Here is a 19,462-nt window from a genome sequence, read left to right on the forward strand (position 1 = left end):
GGTCCTTTCCCCTAGGCTTCGAACTGCGGCAGCACCACCCGGAACAGGCTCCCCTGCCCGGCCCGGCTCTCCACTTCGATACTCCCTTCGTGGTCGCGTACGATGCCGTGCGAGATGGCGAGTCCGAGGCCTACCCCGTTCCCCACCTCCTTGGTGGTGAAGAAGGGCTCGAAGAGGTGCTGCTTGACCTGGTCGCTCATGCCGACGCCCGTGTCCGCGATCTCCACGACGGCGCAGCAGCGGCCGTCGCGCTCTTCCAGCCGGGTGCTGACCCGGATCTCCTCGTCGGCACCGGAAGCGGGCTTGGCGTTGATGGCATCCACCGCGTTTCCCAGGAGGTTCATGAACACCTGGTTGAGCCTTCCCGGCTGGCACAGCCAGAGGGGGAGGTCGCCGTAGCGGCGGTCGATGCGGATGTGGTCCTTGTAGCGGCTGTGCAACAGCAGCAAGGCCGCATCGAGGCATTCGTGCAGGTTGACGTTCTTCCTCTCGGCCTCGTCCAGCCGGGAGAAGATGCGCAGGCTGGCGACGATCTCGGCGGCCCGGTTGGCGCCATAGCAGGCGTTCTTCACCAGCTCGTTCATTTCCTGGCGCAACTCCTCGGGGTGGTTGGCGCCGCTCCAGGCCTGAAGGCGCCCCAGTACCGCGCCGTTATCCCCCCCCGCCAGTTCCTGGCAAAGCGCCATCAGCTCGTCGACCGGGGCCACCGTCTTTTGCAGCCCCTGGACGCTGGCGGAGATGAAGTTGAGGGGGTTGTTGAGCTCGTGGGCCACGCCGGCGGTGAGCAGCCCCAGCGCCGCCATCTTCTCCGACTGGATCAGTTGGGTCTGCGCCCGGGTCAGGTTCCGCAGCGCCTGCGCCAGGGCCTGGTTTTGCCGCTCGAGCTCCGCGCGCACGCGGGCGAGCTCGAGATGGGTCTCCACCCGGGCCAGCACCTCCTGCGGCTGGAACGGCTTGGTGACGTAGTCCACCCCTCCTTCCTCGAAGGCGCGCAGCTTGTCCGCGGTTTCCACCGCCGCCGACACGAAGATCACGGGGGTGCGGGCCAGCTGCGGGTCGTTCTTCAGCTCCCGGCAGACCTCGAAGCCGTTCATCTCCGGCATGTTTATATCCAGCATGACCAGGTCGGGGGGCTGGATGCGGGCGGCCTTGAGGGCGAGGCTGCCGTTGATGGCGGCCCGGACCGTGTACCCCCTCTCCTGCAGGATCGACTCCAGGAGCTGCAGGTTGGCCGGGGTGTCATCGACGACGAGGATGTTCACTCTGTTCTGTGTCATGTTCCGCTCCCTATCGCTTCGGGGTGTGCCCCCGTTATCACCCCTGCCGCTCTCCCGCTCCCGCCTGCGCGACCAGCTCCTCGATCAGGTCGAAACGGTACCTTTCAGCGAGCCCCTTAAGCCGCCGGGCCACCCCGGGTGCGCTTTGCGCCACCGGTTCCAGCAGCTCCAAGAGGGAGTTCTTGTCCAGCCTCCGGGCGGCGGCAACCAGGCTGCGGCACAATTCCGGCGGCAACCGGGTCAGCTCCTGGTCCAGCTCCCCCGGTTCCGGCTTCCGCTCCGCGGCCGGCGCACCGCGCCGGCGGTCGAGGGCATCGGCCAGCTCCTGGGCGGTGGCATGGCTCAAGGGTACGCTGAGGTGGAAGCAGGAGCCCTGCCCCAGGGTGCTCCGCACCGTGATGTCCCCCCCCATCAGGCGGGCGTACTGGCGGCTGATGGCCAGGCCGAGGCCGGCCCCCCCAGGTCCGCCCCCCCCAGGTGCGCCTGTTCGAAGGCGTTGAAGATCCGCTCCAGGTCCTCCGGTGCGATGCCGCAGCCGCTGTCCTCGACCTCTACCTCCAACCACGCCCCTGCCTCGCGGGTGCCGGTGCGGCTTCGTACCGACACGGCTCCTTCTCGGGTGAACTTGACGGCGTTGCCGACCAGGTCGCCCAGGATGTGGCGGATCTTCCCCTCGTCCCCCGCGGCGTAGCGCAACAGCTCCCCCGCCGGTTCATGGACCAGCTGCAGGCGCTTGGCGCGCGCCTCGGGGAGGAAGGATGCCACGACCTCGTCGAGAAGGGAGGGGAGCTCGAAGACGCCACGCTCCAGGGCGGCGCGCCCCGACTCGATCCTCGAGACCTCTATCACGTCGTTGATCAATGCCAGGAGCTGTTCGCCGGAGCGGTTGATGATTTCCAGGTTGTGACGGTTCTCCGAAGTGAGGGTGGCGTCGTGCAGGGCGATCTGGCTGAAGCCGAGGATCGCGTTCAGCGGGGTGCGGATCTCATGGCTCATGTGGGCCAGGAAGACGGTCTTGGCCCGGTTGGCCACCTCGGCGCGCTCCTTTGCCTGCGACAGCGCCTCGATCGCCCCTTCCAGCTTCCTGGTCCTGTCCTTGACGCGTTCCTCGAGGTGGCCGTTCAGCTCCCGCAGGGTCGCCTCGCTCGACCGCAGCTCCGCGGTCCGGGCGAGGACCAGCCGCTCCAGCTCCTCGCGCTGCGCGTAGCCCCCCCGGAAGTACAGCCCGAGGAACACGCTAACGAGCGCCCCGGCCGGCAGCAGCAGCCAGTAGGCCACCGGTGCGTTGTGCTCCAGGTAATCCCGGCTGGGAGAAAGCCGCATCGCCCATCGGCGCCCGCAGAATTCGATGTTGCGGACCAGGGTCCGGGAGGGGGGCAGCAGTGGGGCGTACCAGGTCGCCCCCCCCTGCTGCCGGCCGCTCCACCGGTAGAGCAGTTGCTCCCCGGAAGGTGCGGACAGGTCGACAAGGTCGAAGTCGAGGCCGAACGGGGCCGCCACGCCGAAGGTCGCGACCAGGAGCTTCTCGATGTTGAGCACCGCAACGGTTGCACCTTGGAACGCCATCCTGCGCTCCGCCACGTTCCCGGCCGGAAGCCCCCTGGCGTAGACCGGGTGGAAGACCAGCACGCTGTAGGTGGTGGCCCGGTCCTGTACCAGCTTGATCCGCTCCGTCGCCGTCGGTCTTCCCGTGTCACGCGCGCGCTCCAGCGCGGCCAGCCGCACCCGGTCCGATCCCACGTCGAAACCGATCGCCTTGCCGTTCTCCGCCATCGGCTCGATGTACCAGACCGGATAGTAAACATCCCGCTCCGCGGCCGGGACGCGCACGCCGCTCGCGTCACGCTCGGTGAGGACGAACCCGGAGCCGGCTTCCCTGCGTCCCCCCTCCTCGAAGCGCACCCTTTGCCCGCGTGGCACGGCGGGGTTCCAGGATAGCGCCTTGATGTCGGCGCGTTCCCTGAGAAACGTCTCCGTGAAGATGGCGAACTCCCCCCTGCTGACCTCCTTGCTCGAGGCAAAGTGGTTGCGCAGGGCCATCAGCACAAGCCCGGTGTCATCCACCTTGTTGGCCAAAGCGTCGGCGCAGTTGGAAACATCACGCTCCAAGCGGGACTGGAAGGAGGCCGTTTCCGATTTGCGCACCACGAAGAAGAGCACCACGGTGACCAGCAGCCCCGCCAACACCACGATGGGCACGCTCCAGTGGGGTCGGCGCGACCTCATCCCCGCCCCCCCGCCCCCGGGTATCGCAGCAACGCCTCCTCGATCAGATCGAAGCGGTAGCTCTCGGCATGTCCCAGCAGGCGGCCGGCGACCTCGGGCGCGACCGCCGCCAGCTCCGCAAGCAGCGCCACCACGCGCCCCCGGTCCAGCTCACTGGCCGCGGCGATCAGTGCCTCGCGCAGCTCCTGGGACATCGTCCCCAGCACCTCCACGAAGCCTTGCTCCGAAAGCCCACCCTCCTGCGCCGTCGGCCGAGGTTCAGCCCCGTCATAGGCGAACTGGGCCGGGAGCAGGCGGGCGATCTTCTCCAGCAGCTCCTCCTCGCGAAACGGCTTGCGCAGGAAGTCGTCCGCCCCTGCCTCCATCACCTCGCGCAACTGCTCCTCGAAGACGCTGGCCGAAACAGCGATGATGGTGACGTCTCTTCCCTCCGGCAGGGCGCGGATGCGCCTGGTCGCCTCGCGGCCATCCATCACGGGCATCACCACGTCCATGAGGACCAGGTGGGGCGCATGGGTCATGAAGAGCTCGACTGCGCTCTCACCGTCTTTGGCCTCCATGGTTTCGAACCCCACCGGGGAGAGCATCTTCACCAGGATCTCCCGGTTGGTGTCCCGGTCGTCCACCACCAGCACCCGCCACGCCTGCTGTCCCGCCTTCAGGCGCGCGATGCGCGGGAGCTCCCCCCAGGCCGTTGCAGCCGGGCGCTCCGCCTCGGCGACCGGCAGGGTCAGGTGGAAACACGCCCCATGTCCCGGCTGACTGGTGACGGTCAGGTCCCCCCCCATGAGCCGGGAGTACTGGCGGCTGATGGCCAGCCCCAGACCGGTGCCTCCCTCGGTTCTGCGCCCCATCTCCGCCTGTTCGAAGGCCCCGAATACGTTCTGGATGTCCTCCGGGGCGATCCCCGGGCCGCTGTCCTGGACCTCCACCTCGAGCCACAGTCCCCCATCCCGCACGGAAGTCCGGGCCCGGAGCGAAACCCCGCCCTTCTGGGTGAACTTGATGGCGTTACCGAGCAGGTTGATAACGATCTGGCGCAGCTTCCCCGCGTCGCCCATGACGTAGCGGCACAGGTCCGGCTGGGTCTCGAGCACCAGCTGCAGCCCCTTGGCCAGCGCCTTGGGGGTGAGCAGCTCCGTCTCTTCCCGGAGCAGCCCGGGCAGGTCGAAAGGCGCCTTCTCCACGGTCACCCGCCCCGACTCGATCTTGGCCATGTCCAGGACGTCGTTGATCAGGGCCAGCAGGTGCTCCCCGGAGCGGTTCACCGTCTCGAGGTTGTGGCGGTTCTCCGGCGACAGCTTCGGGTCGTGCAGCACGATCTGGCTGAACCCCAGCACCGCGTTCAGCGGCGTGCGTATCTCGTGGCTCATGTTGGCAAGAAAAAGCGACTTGGCCCGGTTGGCGGCTTCGGCCCCCTCCTTGGCCACAGCCAATTCCTCCATGGTGGCGCGCAGCTTGAGATTTGCTTCCTGGAGCGAGTAGGTCCGTTCCTCGACGCGCTGTTCCATCTCCTGGTTGACCAGCTGCAGCTCCCTGGTACGCGCCTTGACCTGATGCTTCAAAACGATGCCCCCGACGATGCTCATCAGCAGTGCCACGCCCAGCACCGGCCCCAGAAACTGCAGCCACAGCGGCAGCTTCCAATCGACCTCCTCCGAGGTCCACCGTTTCAAGATGGTGTAGTAGGCGGACTGGGGATCGTTCTTCATCTCGGCAAGGTGGCGGTCGATTGCTTCCAGCAACTGCAGCGATTCCCCGGAGGCCGGTTTCTGTGCGGCAAACAGGTAGGGGGCCGGATCGAACATGATGGGGGTATCTTCGAGGCCGGACTTCCTGGCGAACATCAGGCCGTAGTAGCGGTTGGTGACCCCGGCATCCACCTGCCCCGCGGCGATCATCTGGAACTCCGTCTTGTAATTGGAGACCGGGACCAGGGTCACTTTCAGTCCGAAACTCCTGGCCAGCCGGTCGACGGTTTCCAGCTGGATGGTCTTCTCCAGCCCCGCCACGCGCTTTCCGTTCAGATCCAGGATCGACTGGATGCCGCTCCCCTTGCGCGCGTAGACCTGGGACCAGCCGGACAGGATGGGGACCTTGTTGAAGACGTAGATCTTTTCCCGCTCCGCGGTGTAGGCCACGTCCGGCATCAGGTCAATCTCCCCCCTCTGCAGGCGCTCCAGGCCTTCACTCCAGGTACCCGGAACATAGCGCATGCGCCACCCTTCCTTTTCTGCGATCTGCTCGATGAGGTCGATGAAGATGCCGGTGGGCTTGCCGGCGTCGGAAGTGAAGATCTTGGGGGGATTTTCGTAGACTCCGACCGTCACGGTCCTGCCGGAGGCGCCCGCGGCTGCGGGGAAAAGACAGGTGCAGGTGAGGATTAACAAAAGACAAAAGACAAGGAAAACAGCAGGGTGGGTAAGAAGGGGACCTGCGACGAAGCGGAACGCATTCGTCCAGCGGGGCAGCTTTTCGACAGAGGGGGGAGCCGTCATGCGTGTCCTTGGTAACGGCCGCTTCTGTACGCCGCCGTTACTCTGTGGGCTTTTTCAGAGTGTACCTACCCCTCCACTATCAGTAGAGGAGATATATCAGTCTAAGCAAAAGCGTTCTCCTGCGTACAATGTGTCGTACCCCGAGACGGAAACACACGACGAAATCTTCCATGACAGTAATTTCTCGCCCCGTTCCACGAGCGACCCTGGTAAATACTACAACTAAAATAATTTTCTTCAATTGAGGAAAAAGTAAAGGGTACTTGCGCATCCGCTAAGACGAAGCCGATCAGCCATATAACGTTTTGATTGGCACTTCTGCCTTAACAATTCAAGGAGAATGCCACCTGCATCTGATCGCTTCCTACAGGAGTGAAGACGTCCATGAGAACAAACGGAAATAAAGAGAGGGGCCAGTTGTGGAAACCTGGCCCCCTCTCTTTGTTAATGGCAGGGAATGGATTCGTATTGCTTCTCAACCGCGGCGCCGGCCGTTCACCCTCTCTGATCCGGCAGCGTCACCGGTTCGCTTTCACCCCGTTACCCGAACGGCACCGCCGGCCGTCCCACCGCGAAGCCCCCCTGCCGCCGGCTCCTTCAGGGAAGCTCTATTCCCGCGGACGCAGCAGGTTGGCGTACTCGCGCAGCATCCAGCGCCGGGGCTCGGCTGGCAGATCGAGGATGCCGGAAAGGAGCACCCGGTACCCCCAGCATAGCTCCCCGTCCTGGGCGGCTTCCGGTTTTCCCCAGACCCTCCCGAACTGTTCGAGCTTTTCCGGCGGCAGCCGTCTCTTTATCTCCGCGAAGAGGGCCTGATATGCCACCGAGGTCTGCTCCTTACTGTTCGCCGGCAGACGCGGCGAGCGCGTAATCTCGGCGATCAGCGCTTTGCGGGTGAGGCGCAGGTACACCTGGGCATCTTCCAGCGGCAAAAGCTCCAGCCAGTGGTAGTCAAAAGCGCTTCCGGGGCGCAGCATATTCGCGCAGTCCCGTTCGGGGAGCCTGTCCGCCATGACGTTCATCACGCGCAGCAGCTCCTGGAACTCACGCTCGGAAAGGCGCGTCAGCCCGCGCACCGCGTAATCTCCGACGAGGGCCTTGCCGAAGGCATCGAAATCGGTGACGTGGGCGGCATTTTCCTTGACGGAAGTGTAGAGAAAATCTATTACCGCCGGGTCGGACAAGGTATCCCGCAGGTAGGAGTCGAAGAGGCGGTACATCTTCGTCCCCTTTTTAAAGGTGTTGTTCTTGTCGAGGAACTCCGGGTCCTTCAAAAGCTTCGCCACGGCCAGGTGGAACTCCTCGCGGCTCCCTGATGGCTCGCCCTTTTGCTCCACTTTCTTGTCCGGCGTAAGGGGTGCGACAGCCCCCCGGCTGACACCGGCGGCACCGAGAAGGAGAGCCACCAACAGCACGCCTGCGGACCTGTTTCTGCGCCATGTCATCGTCTTCGTCCCCTTCATTTGCCCCCCGTGGCGAAGCAGCCGGTCAAGGCCGCGGAGCGTAGTTCGGAAACCTCACCCCTAAACGGCGCGCGAGGGTCAGTCGGTCCGGGGGCGGGGCGACTGCACCTGTACCGCTCCTCGGCGCACGATCTCTTTGCGGAAACTCTCGGGAAGACGGGCCCGGCCGACGCCAAGGGTAGCGCGAACATAGCCACCGATTGCCAGCGCTGTCACAGCGCCGCCGGCTTCGCCCCCACCATCGCGGGACTCCTTTCCGGCAGCGGCGACAGGGACAACGACACCGCCTTCCCCTGCGGGTAAACCAGCACTGACTCATACAACAAAAGGTATGAGGACGCTACATTAAAAAAAGACCACTTGCAACAAAAATCCCGCCGCAGTTCCAGGAGTTACTGGAAGCGCGGCGGGACCGGAAGCGAATGATTCTTTGCCTACGGATGGAGGCTAGTTCGCGAGTTTTGCTGCTTGCTCCTCAGCATCGTATGCCTGCAGGTAAACTTTCCCAGCCACCCAACTGCCCCATCGAGCAAAATAACCCTCTTTAATCTTCATTTCGGTAAAGACCGCTTTCAGTAGTTTTGCCCCAGACAGCATATTCTCAGGAGTGAAGACATCCTTAACCGAATTGATTTGAGACTCAGCCCATTTCTTGATTTCCGGATCCTTGATGTGGGAGAGAGACGGGTTTAAGAGCGCATCCGGGTTTTTATTGAGACCAGCTATGACTTTGTCGACGTCAGCCGGGGTCAGCTTGGTAAAATCTTTCCTATCGCCGGGTTTAGTGAGTGTTGCTACAGCCCACACAATTCCGCCAACAAGGTAGACTGGGCGGCGGTTACGGTAACCCGGTCGCCTCTGCATTTCTGCCTTTAGCCTAGGGGCAAGCTCTTCATGAATGACCTTGTCTGCGGCGTTAGACAAGGCTTTCGGGTCATCGCCAGCTTTGGCTACAGCATCGGAGAGGGAAACAGTGCCAAGTGGCACTTCGACGGCAACAACATTGTCCCGACCATTGGCTCGATCCCAGTATCCAATCTTTGTGTTACCACTGCCGATGTCAACAGAGAGGGCTTTGGCGATTTTATCTGCAGGAATGCTTCCCACCACATTATAGAGGACTTCGTCATCCTTGGTAATGTATGTTAGCTTTGCGCCCGTTAGTTGCTTTACTTTTTCCGTCAAGGCATCACGGTTGGTGGCCTTTGCAACGGCGCTGCTCCCAACAAGGTAGATGTTTTTCATGTCGACCTTGTAGCTGCCAACCATCAAGTCGAAGAGTTCTTTTACGGCGTTGGCCGTCTCATCAATAGCCTGGGGTTCAAAGGCTCCCTTTGTTTTCACACCAGCGAAGATTGTGGTATTAATGGTTTTGCGGAGAGCCTCGTCTACATCATAAGACCCTTCAGGCAGAGGTTTGATAATTAACACAGAGGCCTTAACCCCTTTGGCCCCGATCTCGATTCCGCCATACGGACGGGGTTGCGAGAGGTCCTCAAATGCAGCTCTGGTATTTGCCAGGTCAGCAGCAGCCCCTATCTTGGAGTATATATCTATAGCGGCACTAAACCACTTCCGGGCAAGGGGTATATTCCCCATATCTCTGTACAACCGCCCCAGATAGACATCTGCTACAGCCTCCCAATATGCATCTTTGACCTTCCTGACTTTATCTAGTCCTTGGAAAAGGGAGTCGTTGGCCAGAGAAAACTCGCGCAACCGTGTTTGAATGGACCCTAAGTTCAGCAAATGTATTGCTTGAGCGTGGTAATCGCCTTTCTTTTCATCAATCTCAATTGCGCGTTTGATATATTCTACGGCTTTATCAGTGTCGCCTTTCGAAGCGTAAAGCAAGCCCATGTTATTGTAAACAGGAGCGGACTTCTCATCTTCAGTTAACTGAAGGGCTTTTTGATAATATTCTAAGGATTGATCAAGCTGACCACGATTATGGTAAATATCAGCAATATTTGCCAAGGCTGTACCTTCATCACCCGTTCTACCAAGCTCTTTAGCAATGCTTAGATATCTACTATACTCCTGCAACGCTTGCTCTTCTTCTCCGGTTGTACTTAGAACTATGCCTTGCTGGTTATAAATGTACATCAAGGCTTCTTTATCGCTGGTAAGTTCCTCTGCCTTTTTAAACGCGGACAAAGCGGAATTGAGTTCTCCTGCCATCCGTAAAGAATATCCAAGACAATAAAAACTTTCATAATTTTTTGGAGACGATTTAGTGGCTTTTTTTGCATGCTCTACGGCGCGTGAGTAATCACTTGCTTTTGAAAAGTTCCAGCATGCGTCCAAGTTAGCATCGGCAAAACTTAATACCGGCACCAGTAAAACTACAAAAGCCACCATTATTCGAAGAAACCGAATCACAATATTGCCCCTTTCTTGACCAATTGCGCTCAAACGTGGCGAGTTAACGGCGGACATTCCTTTGACGGCAACAGCCATCAGCTTGAAATGCTTTCATCGGCTGAAGAACCAGCCAATGATGCGACCGCACAGGCTATGGTGCCACAGAAGATCAAAATAGTACCGAGACCGATAGGGTGCCCCCGCACGAGCGGGGGCACTCAGTCTTTACTTGAAGTATCCCGCTATCTGGGAAGCGAGGCGGCCAGAGATCGTCTTGGTGGCTTCCTCACGGTTGATGTTGGTCTGCACTGCTTTCACGCCGATGCGGGTGCGGTACTCCTGCCTGCTGTCGGACACGCTCCGGGTGGTGTTTTTGGAGGTGCTGGATCCGTTGCTAAGGGAGGCTGTCTCTGTACCGGTGACACCACCTTCAACGGCTTCCTTGATCGAGATATCCACCAGGCCAAGGTAGGTATCGACGTGCACCATGGACCCGGCTAGGGCGCCGAGCCCCGCACCTGCTGCACCTATGGCGAGACCGGTAAGCCCCCCGCCGTATCCGCGCCCGTCAGCCCTGGCCATACCGAGAATGGCGCCACCGACGCCGCCGGCCACGGCCCCTTCCATGGTCATGTCTTTCTTCTCTTCACCAAGGTACAAAAGGTTCGCCTGCAACAGGTATGCTGCCTCTTTGGGGTTGGAGGTAACTTTGCGCCCCGAGGCTGTGATCTGGTCTTTCAGAGCTTTGCCGAAGTCGATCTCCTGGAAGTCGCTGGTATTGGTCACCCTGACGTAAATCGGCTTGCCGGATTCAAGAGTCTCCGGATCCAGGAACACCGTGTCGCTCATTTTCGCTGACACTTCGAGGTTGCGGTGCTGGATCGCCGCGCAACCGGGCAAGAGCATGGCGGTGAGAGCGAAGAGCATCATTACTTTCATAGTGGCTTTGAACATACTTCCTCCAGTTGTTGAGTGTGCCTGCAGCTGTTATGTGTGCAGGCCATAAAGAAACACCGCAGGTTCTGCCAGCCCGCTGTCGTCATAGCAGCGGGCACACAAAAAAAAGCGCCCGACTCAGCATTTACGCTGAGAACATGGGCGCTTTTAAAAATCCCCGCTTCTTCGGTAACCGGCTATCCATAATCTCTCTATGGACCCTATGGTTTTGCGTCATCAGATTACTCTGATTTTGCTCTTATCGGCAGCAGCCCTGAATTTCGCTTTTAGATTGCTATTCCCCGCTCTTCCTGCTTTCGCAGGCTCTAAGTTCAGTTGCTCTCATACCACTATTCACTTTCGATGTCTAATGATTTTATTTGATGAACTGGAGCAGGGCAAAAATAGAAGGGGAGGTTGAGGAGGTTCCAAGGGACGCGGGCGGCCAGCGTAAAGTGACTCCGGTGGACCATGGTGTCCGGTTCGTCTGTGAGGGAAAAGGAAGCTCTTTTCTAGCGACGTTTGCCGCTTTGCACCTGCACGGTCCCGCCTCGCTCGATCTCCCCCCTGAAGCTCTCAGGAATACGCGCCCAATCGAGGATATCGACGAGAATGGGGATGTTGCTGTCGGACAAAGCCTCTTTCAGCTCAAAAAGGTTTGGTTGCGGTACGCTGAGGTCGGCGACGTTCCGGGCGACCAAGTCGAGATCGCTACCGTCGTGGGACGTCCCCTGCACCCGGCTGCCATAAGCAAGCACCTCGGCATCCGGGAGATGAACGGCCAGCAACTGGCGAACCATCTCCAACCATTCAGGGCGCAAATCAAGCTTCGGCATCGCCTGAACGCTCCAGCAAAGTGGCCTCCAAGGCACGGGCGTCAACGATGAACCCGGGCAGGACTTTCAGTGTATCTTCCGCAAAACCGACACCATAATCATGTGCAGTGCTGTTTCGGTTGTCGCGATAGAGGAACCAGCGTTCGACAGTATCGGCCTCCATCAGACCGTGTTTGGCGGCATGACGCAAAACGTCTTTGTAGGTGAGACTGTCGACTTCTCTTGGGCTGCCGGTGTAAGCCTTCAGAGCCTTACGGAGCAGCTTGCCGCCCGTTTCCAAGGTCAACTCGAAACCTTTGACAACTGCGTTGCGATATATTTCGTATTCGATGCTGTCAGGATCAGACGCGGTGAGAAGCGTGAGGGAGCTCTCCAGGGTTTTGATGCAGCGAGCGAAGTGTTCGGTGTTCAGATGCATCACTGCCTCCAAGTGGTGTGACAGTACCTGCCGAGCCGTAAGGAAGAAATAAAAAAAGAGACCAGCTATTTCTAACTGGTCTCTTTACTTTCTAGTGGTGCCCAGAGACGGAATCGAACCGCCGACACGAGGATTTTCAATCCTCTGCTCTACCGACTGAGCTATCTGGGCAAGAGACCAACTTTATACTTTGATTCCCTGATTGTGTCAACCCTTTTCTTTCCACCTTCGCCAAGGCTTCGGTGGACAAGCTAAACTAGGCGCGGGAGATGAAACGACCGTCGCGGGTGTCGACCTTGATCTTCTCGCCTGCCTCGAGGTACGGCGGCACCTGCAGACGCAGACCTGTCTCCAAGACGGCTTCCTTGGTCTGCGCGGTGGCGGTGGCGTTCTTCATGGCGGGAGCCGTCTCGGTTACCACCAGTTCGACTACCATGGGAAGGTCCACGTTGACCATGCGCTCCTGGAAGATGCCAAGCTGCACTTCGGTACCGTCAAGAAGAAACGGCGCGATGGCTTCGAAGTTGTCCTCTTCCATCTCGAACTGCTCGTAGGTCTCCAGGTCCATGAAGATGCCGCGGCCGCCGTCGGCGTAGAGGAACTGCCCCTTGTGACGCTCGAAATCGGCCTCGTCTACCTTGTCACCGGAACGGAAGGTCTTCTCGAGGACCTGCGCGGTGATCAGGTTGCGGTATTTGGTCTTCACCATGGTGTTGGCGCCACGGGCCGAAGGGGACTGAAAGCTTACGTCGACTAACACGCAGGGCGCGCCGTCCAGCTGGATGACGAGGCCTTTCTTGAAATCGTTGGTAGTGTACATGCGGGGTTCTCCTTAGCGAAATGTCCCTTTTTAGCAGAATTTTGTGCTAAATTCAACCGCGCCATGACGGCGAGACTTTGAGATGTGGAGGATCTGTGAAGATAGATACAGAATTTATCAAGTTGGACAGTTTTCTTAAGGCGGTGGATGCGGTCTGCTCCGGAGGCGAGGCGAAAATCATCATCTCGGAAGGGATGGTCTCGGTAAACGGCGAGGTGGAACTGCGCCGCGGCAGGAAGCTGCGTCCTGGCGACAAGGTGGAACTTGGAGGAAAAACGTTCCCGGTGGAATAGCCGGATCAGCCTCCCGCGCGTTTGGCCTTGTAGCCGCGCTTGATCAACTCGGCGAGGAGCACCTCGGCGTGGTCGCCCTGGATCTCGATGACGCCCTCCTTGGCGGTCCCGCCGCAGCCGCAACGCTTCTTCAGTTCGCCCGCCAGTGCCGTGAGCGCCGCCGCGTCGAGGGGGAGCCCTGTGATGACGATGACGGTCTTGCCGCCGCGTCCTTTGGTTTCGCGTCTCAGGCGCACCACTCCGTCACCTGCGGGCGCTGAGGATTTCTTGCAGGCACAGGCGCTGACCGGCTTTCCGCAACCGGGGCACATGCGGCCGAATTCACAGGAGTAGACTACCGGGGCATCACTGTTGGAGGTGGTCTTTTTCATGGCTGCTTTTGTAGCAGAAAATCCACTTCGTGTCACGCAAAGCCGCAAAGACGCTAAGAAAGTCTGAACCATTAGCCACGGAGAAAATCTGAGAACTTCTGAGAAAACCGAGAAAAGCCGGAGGGTAGAAGCAAAAGGTTTTACCCTTTTTTTGTTTTTGCATTCTCAGATTTCCTCAGATTTTCTCCGTGGCCACTGGTTCTGTCTTGTGTCTCTCTTTGCGCCTTTGCGGCTTTGCGTGAGGCTCATAGCTCTACCGGCCGCGGCACCTCGCCTTCCATGATGGGACGCGGGGTCAATCGATCGGGGATCTTCAAAACGGTGACGCCGGGCGGCGGCTCGATCTCCTCATATAGCGGCGCACTCCCTCTCTGGTAGGTCTTCGAGAAGTGCATCGGCAGCACGTACCTGGGACGCAAGCGCTCCAGCAGCTTGTTGAACTGCGTGGTGCAGAGATGACGGGACAGCTCCGCCTTCTTCTGTTCGGACGCCAGGAATGCGCACTCGCACACCAGCAGGGTCACTCCTTCCAACAGGCCCGCCAATTGCTCCAGGTTCTCCCCGGAGTACCCGACGTCAGTCACATAGCCGATGCTGGCCGGCTCTTCAAACTTCCTGATGCGCTGGTACAGGGCGGCCGCATCCGGCTCCAGCCTCTCCTCCACGCTCCCTCCGATCTCGCACGGGTAGCGGACCGGGTTCCTCTCCATCACGCCGTCGTGGAACAGCTTCTCCATATCCTTCAGCCAGGCCCCCTTCCGCACCCCCTCTACGGCCATGCGATGGTCGTCGAGCACGAATGCGGCACCCTCGTCTATCCGGTAGGCCATCACCGGGATGTGGTGCTCGCACTGCGTGGCGGTGACGGTCAGGTGCCGGTTGCCGTAGAGCACGCCGTTACGCTCTCCCTCGGAAGTGGCGGCAAAGGCTTCCGGGCCGTTGTACAGGGTGCTGGTGACCCGGCCGTTTGCCCCGACCTCGTTGACACGGAAGTTACCCCAGAAGGTGTCGGCGAGGTTCCAGTCGTAGCAGGCGAACTTGTTGGCCATGCGGCCGGCAAGGCCGGGGGGGCCGAACACGTCGATGGTGCGTGGCGAGGCGTGACTGTGGCGGATCACGCTATCCATCCCCATGAAATGGTCCATGTGGGCGTGGCTTATGAAGATGGCGTCGATGGAGGTGTAGACTCTCTTGGCGAGGTGATGCATCTTGCCGCAATCGAAGAGGAGCGCACGTCCGGTGGGACGTACCCGGACCAGGAGCAGCGGGTCGTCGAAGAGACCCGCGAAGAAGGTGGGTTCGAGGTAGCGGAAAGGTTTGGGCATGCGCAGAATTTTACCATTAGATTGACCTGCATCAATTGCAACACTCTCTGTACGGGTTACAGTTCCCATCAAGAGAACAACGGCAAGCTCACAGGAAAAGGAGAAATGACATGGCTGAGAAAAAGGGTGTGGCTCTGGGTGAGGCATTGAACCTGGTGAATCTTGCGGGCTATCAGGACGGCGCGGTGGTGAGCAGGACGGTCATAGACAAGCCTGTCGGCACGATCACAGCTTTCGCTTTTGACGCCGGTGAGGGGTTGAGCGAACACACCGCTCCGTACGATGCCTTCGTGCAGGTGCTGGACGGCGAGGCGGAAATAAATATCGAGGGGACGACGCACACCGTGTCGGCCGGGGAGATCATCATCATGCCCGCCAACAAGCCGCATTCCCTGCGTGCGGTCAAGCGCTTCAAGATGCTGCTGGTGATGATCAGGGCCTAGAGACAAAAACTTGAAAAGCGGAGCACAGAGGACACCGGGGGAAAACCCGGGCGGACACAGAGACAAAGCTTTTTGTTTTCCTCTGTGAACCTCTGTGACCTCTGTGTTGACGCCTTAACACTTTTGTTTGACCCTCATTGCGCCTTGGGCTATGCTCACTCCTGCCAGAACAGCAACTTGTCGGGTCAGGATCATGACTATTTTCAACATCGATCAGTGGCGACAACACGTCGCTCTTGATGTCGGCACTGCAACCACTCGTATTGCGACCGGAAACTGCGGGATCTTCGAAGTCCCCTCCCGGATCGGCTCCCGCAGGGCGCTGCGCGACGGCGTCGTCGTCGACCCGGACACGACCGTCCAAATCCTGCAGCCAGTCATCGAAAAGCGCCGTGTCTTCGGCATGGTGAAGCCGAGCATCCTCGGCTGCGCCCCCAGCGACGCCAGTGAAAGCGAGCGGCAGCTGCTGACGGATGCGATCATGAAGGCGGGGGCCGCGGCGGTGTCCATCATCCCGGAGCCGCTCGCCGCCGCCGTTGGCGCCAGCCTCGATGTTTCTTCTCCTTACGCCCAGATGGTGGTGGATGTCGGCGACGGTGTCACCGATTGTGCCGTATTCCGCTGCGGAAAAGTCATCGCCAGCTACGCCCTCCGGGGCGGCTGTTGCCGTATGCGGCGGGCCATCGCGACGGCAGTCGCGTCGGAGCGCAAAACCACGCTTGATGAGGAGGAGGCGGACCTGCTGCTGCGGAGCTACGGCACCAGCGCTGGGGAACACCCGGCGGGAATGACGGCTGCTGCCGCCCTGCCCACGGTCCTCGAAGAGATTGCCGACGGTATCGACATCTTCATCAGGGACCTGCCCAACGATATTGGGTGCGACATCATCTACAGCGGCATCTGTCTCACCGGCGGCGGCGCGTTGATACCGGGACTGCGGCACCTGCTGGAGGAGCGCACCGGCATCAACGTCTTCACCGCAGCCCACCCGCGCAGCGCCGTCGTCGAGGGTGCACGCGCCATCCTTCCGGTCGTAGTGATGCTGAACCGGTGGAAATAACTGCGATGCCCTCCTTTGCGAAGGCTTTATTAGCGGACGGTGGCGGTATGGATCTTACAGGAGAGAGGGCGCACGGCAGAAGGGACTGGCTCCTCTAGCGGAACGCTCCATTCAGCTCAGCCAACGTCCCAAGCACCAAGGGGACAGGCCCCTGGCGGAGCCAGCCCCCCCCTTCGGGGAAGGGCTCCAAGGTGGGAAACCACCACGCATCGCTAATAGAACCTTTGCAAAAGGGGGAACGTGGGGACACGCGCGGTGCACCGCAGGCAACATACGCCACCTTCCCGCCAATTCCCCAATGAACATAAAAAAGCCCCTGCCGACAGAGTCGACAAGGGCTTTTACTTTATATGGTGCTACTGGCTACCGGCAGCCGCAGCCGCAACGGCCGTTCAGCTCCGCCTCGTAACCCTTGCGCAGCAGCTTGGCCACTTCTTTGGAGTGGTAGGTCAGGATCAGGTCGGCGCCGGCGCGTTTGAAGGACATCATGGTCTCCATGACCACGCGGTCCTCGTCGATCCACCCCATCTTGGCGGCGGCCTTCACCATGCTGTACTCGCCGGAGACGTTGTACACGGCGGTGGGGAGGTTGAACTCGTTTCTCACCTCGCGCACGATGTCGAGATACGGCAGGCCGGGCTTGACCATCAGGATATCCGCACCTTCTTCGACGTCCATCCTCGCCTCGCGGATCGCCTCGAGCCTGTTGCCCGGATCCATCTGGTAGGAGCGGCGGTCACCGAACTGCGGGGTGGATTCGGCAGCCTCGCGGAACGGACCGTAGTAGCCGGAGGCGTATTTGACCGCGTAGCTCATCAGCGGGATGTGGTTAAAGCCGTTGTTGTCCAGCGACTCGCGGATCGCGGCCACGCGGCCGTCCATCATGTCGGAGGGGGCGACCATGTCGGCGCCTGCCTGGGCGTGAGAGAGCGCCTCGCGGGCCAAGAGCTCCAGGGTCTCGTCGTTGTCCACGTCGCCGTTTTTGATCACGCCGCAGTGGCCGTGGTCGGTGTACTCGCACATGCAGACGTCGGTGATGACGGCGAGCTTGGGCACGCTCTTCTTGATGGCGCGGATGGTCTCCTGGATGATGCCGGTCTCGGAGTAGGCGTCGCTCCCCATGGCGTCCTTCTGCTCGGGGATGCCGAACAGGATCACGGCCGGAACACCCAGCTCGTAAACCTCCTGGGCCTCCTCGACGATGTTCTCGATGGACTGCTGATAGATCCCCGGCATGGACGAGATCTCTTTTTTGATCCCCTTGCCGAAGGCGGAAAACATCGGGTAGATCAGATCGTTGGCGGAAACGGAGGTCTCCCTGACCATGTTTCTGAAGACTTCCTTGCCCCGAATTCGTCTCGCTCTGTACACCGGGTAGAACATAGATTTCTCCTTTTGGTTATGCGTTCGTTTCTAAAAGGATCCCTCACGTCCCTCTCCCGGAGGGCGAGGGGACGTGAGGGGCAGATTGTGCGTGCTGCGAAGGATCTAACCGGGGGGGAAAGCGCTCTGCTATTTCCCGCCGAAGTACCTGACCATCTCCCGCGACAGCGCTTCCAGGGTGAACTCGGCCGGCTCCATGTGCACCTCGAGGCCGAGGTCACGGCAGGTCCTGGAGGTGATCGGCCCTATGGAGGCGATCTTCACCCCTTCCATCAGGTGCAGGAATCGATTTTCCCCAAGGATGCCCGCCAGGTTCTGAACCGTCGACGAGGAGGTGAAGGTGGCGCAGTCGATGCGCCTCTCCTCCAGCGCCTGTAACGCCTCCTCCGGGATGCTCGCGGGAGTATGGTTGGCGTAGGCCACCGGCGCGATCACCTGTGCCCCCAGGCGCCCGAGTTCTTCCGGAATCACTTCGCGGGCGCGGTCGCCTTTCGGGAAGAGAACCCACTTGCCGTCCATCTCCAATTCGGAGAAGGCGGCCACCACACCCTCGGCCTTGTACTCGGCGGGAATGAGGTCGGGGCGGATGCCGTAGGGGGCGAGCGCTGCGGCGGTCTTGGGACCTACTGCGCAGACGCGGCAGGCTCCCAGGGCCCGGCTGTCGAGGCCGTGATCGGCAAGCCTGGTGAAGAAGTATTTGACCGCATTGTACGAGGTGAAGATGATCCAGTGGAAGCTGTCCAGGGCGTCGATCGCCTCGTCAAGGGCCGCGTAGCTCCCGGGTGCCGCGATCTCTATGGTCGGACAGCAGTAGGCGTGGGCGCCCAACTGTTCCAGCATCGAGGTGAATTCGCCGGCCTGGTCGGCGCCGCGGGTAACCAGGACCGACTGCCCGAAGAGCGGGCGGTTATCGAACCATCTCAGCGTCTCCCTGAGGTTGACCACTTCACCGACCACGGTGATGGCGGGGGCCTTGAACCCGGCGACGCGCGCTTTTTCGGCGATGTCGGCCAGCGTCCCTACCAGCACCTCCTGCTCGGGGCGTGTGCCCCAGCGGATCAGCGCCACCGGGGTTGCCGGCGCACGGCCATGATCCATGAGGCTCTGCGCGATATGCGGCAGGTTGGTGACCCCCATGTAGAAGACCACCGTGCCGCTCCCGAGCGAAAGGCCCTCCCAGTCGATCTCGGAGGAGGCCTTTCCCTTCTTCTCGTGACCGGTCACGAAGGCGACCGACGTGGTGACGCCGCGGTGGGTAAGCGGAATCCCCGCGTAGCTGGTGGCGCCTACAGCGGCTGTGATACCCGGGACGATCTCGAATGGGATTCCCTCCGCCACCAGGGCCTCGCACTCCTCGCCGCCGCGGCCGAAGATGAAGGAGTCCCCCCCCTTGAGCCTGGCCACCACCTTGCCGGAGAGCGCTTTTTGCACCAGCAGGTCGTTGATCTGGCTCTGCTCGCGGTTGTGCTCGCCGCCGACCTTGCCGGCGTAAATGAGCTCCGCCCCCTTGGGAGCGAGCCGCAGCAGCTCGTCGTTGGCCAGGTAGTCGTACATCACCACCTGGGCCTTGGCCAGGCAGTCACGTCCCTTGACGGTGATGAGACCGGGATCGCCGGGCCCCGCACCGATCAGGTAGACATATCCTTTTTTTGTCGTATCAACGGTCATCTCGCACCAGGAAAAGAGAGTGTCGTGCGCAAAAGGCAAAAGGCTAAGGTAGAACCATTAGCCTTTAAAAGAAAGTCAGAA

The 19,462-nt window shown here is 60.5% G+C and carries 18 protein-coding genes, 1 tRNA gene and 1 riboswitch; of the genes, 4 read left to right on the top strand and 15 right to left on the bottom strand.

All coding sequences use genetic code 11. From position 1 onward, the window contains the following. Positions 1 to 11: 11 nt before the first annotated feature. The 5 genes from KP001_RS14155 to KP001_RS14175 form a co-directional block, all read right to left on the bottom strand. The gene (locus KP001_RS14155) at positions 12 to 1,277 is read right to left on the bottom strand and encodes a sensor histidine kinase (protein ID WP_217286254.1); all 1,266 of its coding nucleotides are present in this window, start codon (positions 1,275 to 1,277) and stop codon (positions 12 to 14) included. Between the two features lie 37 nt (positions 1,278 to 1,314). Next, positions 1,315 to 1,671, bottom strand: coding sequence for a hypothetical protein (locus tag KP001_RS14160; protein ID WP_217289683.1), 357 nt, complete (start codon positions 1,669 to 1,671; stop codon positions 1,315 to 1,317). A gap of 17 nt (positions 1,672 to 1,688) precedes the next feature. Next, a complete protein-coding gene (locus KP001_RS14165) occupies positions 1,689 to 3,503 on the bottom strand; it encodes a CHASE domain-containing protein (RefSeq protein WP_217286255.1) in 1,815 nt (604 codons plus the stop codon). Then, positions 3,500 to 5,833 carry an ATP-binding protein gene (locus KP001_RS14170; RefSeq protein ID WP_239027787.1) on the bottom strand — a complete coding sequence of 778 codons (2,334 nt, stop codon included), beginning with the start codon at positions 5,831 to 5,833 and terminating at the stop codon, positions 3,500 to 3,502. The genes KP001_RS14165 and KP001_RS14170 overlap by 4 nt, the downstream gene beginning before the upstream one ends. A 776-nt stretch (positions 5,834 to 6,609) precedes the next feature. Next, the gene (locus KP001_RS14175; RefSeq protein WP_217286257.1) at positions 6,610 to 7,446 is read right to left on the bottom strand and encodes a hypothetical protein; all 837 of its coding nucleotides are present in this window, start codon (positions 7,444 to 7,446) and stop codon (positions 6,610 to 6,612) included. 27 nt (positions 7,447 to 7,473) lie between these two features. On the opposite strand from KP001_RS14175, the gene KP001_RS14180 reads away from it, so the two are divergent. Continuing rightward, positions 7,474 to 7,767 carry a hypothetical protein gene (locus tag KP001_RS14180; RefSeq protein ID WP_217286258.1) on the top strand — a complete coding sequence of 98 codons (294 nt, stop codon included), beginning with the start codon at positions 7,474 to 7,476 and terminating at the stop codon, positions 7,765 to 7,767. A 144-nt stretch (positions 7,768 to 7,911) separates the two neighbouring features. Here the strand turns inward: KP001_RS14180 and KP001_RS14185 are convergent, their stop codons facing one another. From KP001_RS14185 to KP001_RS14210, 6 genes are all read right to left on the bottom strand, one after another. Then, positions 7,912 to 9,924 carry a tetratricopeptide repeat protein gene (locus tag KP001_RS14185; RefSeq protein WP_217286259.1) on the bottom strand — a complete coding sequence of 671 codons (2,013 nt, stop codon included), beginning with the start codon at positions 9,922 to 9,924 and terminating at the stop codon, positions 7,912 to 7,914. Positions 9,925 to 10,053: 129 nt separating this feature from the next. Then, positions 10,054 to 10,782, bottom strand: coding sequence for a complement resistance protein TraT (traT, locus tag KP001_RS14190; RefSeq protein ID WP_217286260.1), 729 nt, complete (start codon positions 10,780 to 10,782; stop codon positions 10,054 to 10,056). Positions 10,783 to 10,949: 167 nt separating this feature from the next. Continuing rightward, a riboswitch (cyclic di-GMP riboswitch) is annotated at positions 10,950 to 11,032 on the bottom strand. A gap of 244 nt (positions 11,033 to 11,276) precedes the next feature. Then, positions 11,277 to 11,600, bottom strand: coding sequence for a nucleotidyltransferase family protein (locus KP001_RS14195; protein WP_217286261.1), 324 nt, complete (start codon positions 11,598 to 11,600; stop codon positions 11,277 to 11,279). Beyond that, complete coding sequence (locus tag KP001_RS14200) at positions 11,587 to 12,018, bottom strand: nucleotidyltransferase substrate binding protein (protein WP_217286262.1); 432 nt, start codon at positions 12,016 to 12,018, stop codon at positions 11,587 to 11,589. The genes KP001_RS14195 and KP001_RS14200 overlap by 14 nt, the downstream gene beginning before the upstream one ends. A gap of 95 nt (positions 12,019 to 12,113) precedes the next feature. Beyond that, a tRNA-Phe gene (locus KP001_RS14205) sits at positions 12,114 to 12,189 on the bottom strand. 85 nt (positions 12,190 to 12,274) lie between these two features. Then, the gene (locus KP001_RS14210; protein ID WP_216499167.1) at positions 12,275 to 12,838 is read right to left on the bottom strand and encodes an elongation factor P; all 564 of its coding nucleotides are present in this window, start codon (positions 12,836 to 12,838) and stop codon (positions 12,275 to 12,277) included. 95 nt (positions 12,839 to 12,933) lie between these two features. Here KP001_RS14210 and KP001_RS14215 point away from each other — a divergent pair, with 95 nt between their 5' ends. Next, positions 12,934 to 13,131 (top strand): RNA-binding S4 domain-containing protein, encoded by a 198-nt coding sequence (locus tag KP001_RS14215; protein WP_217286263.1) that lies wholly within the window; start codon positions 12,934 to 12,936, stop codon positions 13,129 to 13,131. Between the two features lie 5 nt (positions 13,132 to 13,136). On the opposite strand, the gene KP001_RS14220 is transcribed toward KP001_RS14215, so the two are convergent. Both KP001_RS14220 and KP001_RS14225 read right to left on the bottom strand, forming a co-directional pair. Further along, positions 13,137 to 13,502: a translation initiation factor Sui1 gene (locus KP001_RS14220; protein ID WP_217286264.1), complete on the bottom strand. Its 366-nt coding sequence runs from the start codon at positions 13,500 to 13,502 to the stop codon at positions 13,137 to 13,139. Between the two features lie 245 nt (positions 13,503 to 13,747). After that, a complete protein-coding gene (locus KP001_RS14225) occupies positions 13,748 to 14,827 on the bottom strand; it encodes a ribonuclease Z (RefSeq protein WP_217286265.1) in 1,080 nt (359 codons plus the stop codon). 110 nt (positions 14,828 to 14,937) lie between these two features. Here KP001_RS14225 and KP001_RS14230 point away from each other — a divergent pair, with 110 nt between their 5' ends. Both KP001_RS14230 and KP001_RS14235 read left to right on the top strand, forming a co-directional pair. After that, complete coding sequence (locus KP001_RS14230) at positions 14,938 to 15,270, top strand: cupin domain-containing protein (RefSeq protein ID WP_217286266.1); 333 nt, start codon at positions 14,938 to 14,940, stop codon at positions 15,268 to 15,270. 193 nt (positions 15,271 to 15,463) lie between these two features. Further along, entirely contained in the window at positions 15,464 to 16,330 is an 867-nt protein-coding gene (locus KP001_RS14235; protein ID WP_217286267.1) for a rod shape-determining protein, read from the top strand. Positions 16,331 to 16,693: 363 nt separating this feature from the next. Here the strand turns inward: KP001_RS14235 and hemB are convergent, their stop codons facing one another. After that, complete coding sequence (hemB, locus tag KP001_RS14240; RefSeq protein WP_216499173.1) at positions 16,694 to 17,713, bottom strand: porphobilinogen synthase; 1,020 nt, start codon at positions 17,711 to 17,713, stop codon at positions 16,694 to 16,696. A gap of 129 nt (positions 17,714 to 17,842) precedes the next feature. Continuing rightward, positions 17,843 to 19,381: a uroporphyrinogen-III C-methyltransferase gene (gene cobA / locus KP001_RS14245; RefSeq protein WP_217286268.1), complete on the bottom strand. Its 1,539-nt coding sequence runs from the start codon at positions 19,379 to 19,381 to the stop codon at positions 17,843 to 17,845. Positions 19,382 to 19,462: the final 81 nt, after the last annotated feature.

Origin of the sequence: Geomonas subterranea (genome assembly GCF_019063845.1) — a bacterium.
Classification (GTDB): domain Bacteria; phylum Desulfobacterota; class Desulfuromonadia; order Geobacterales; family Geobacteraceae; genus Geomonas; species Geomonas subterranea.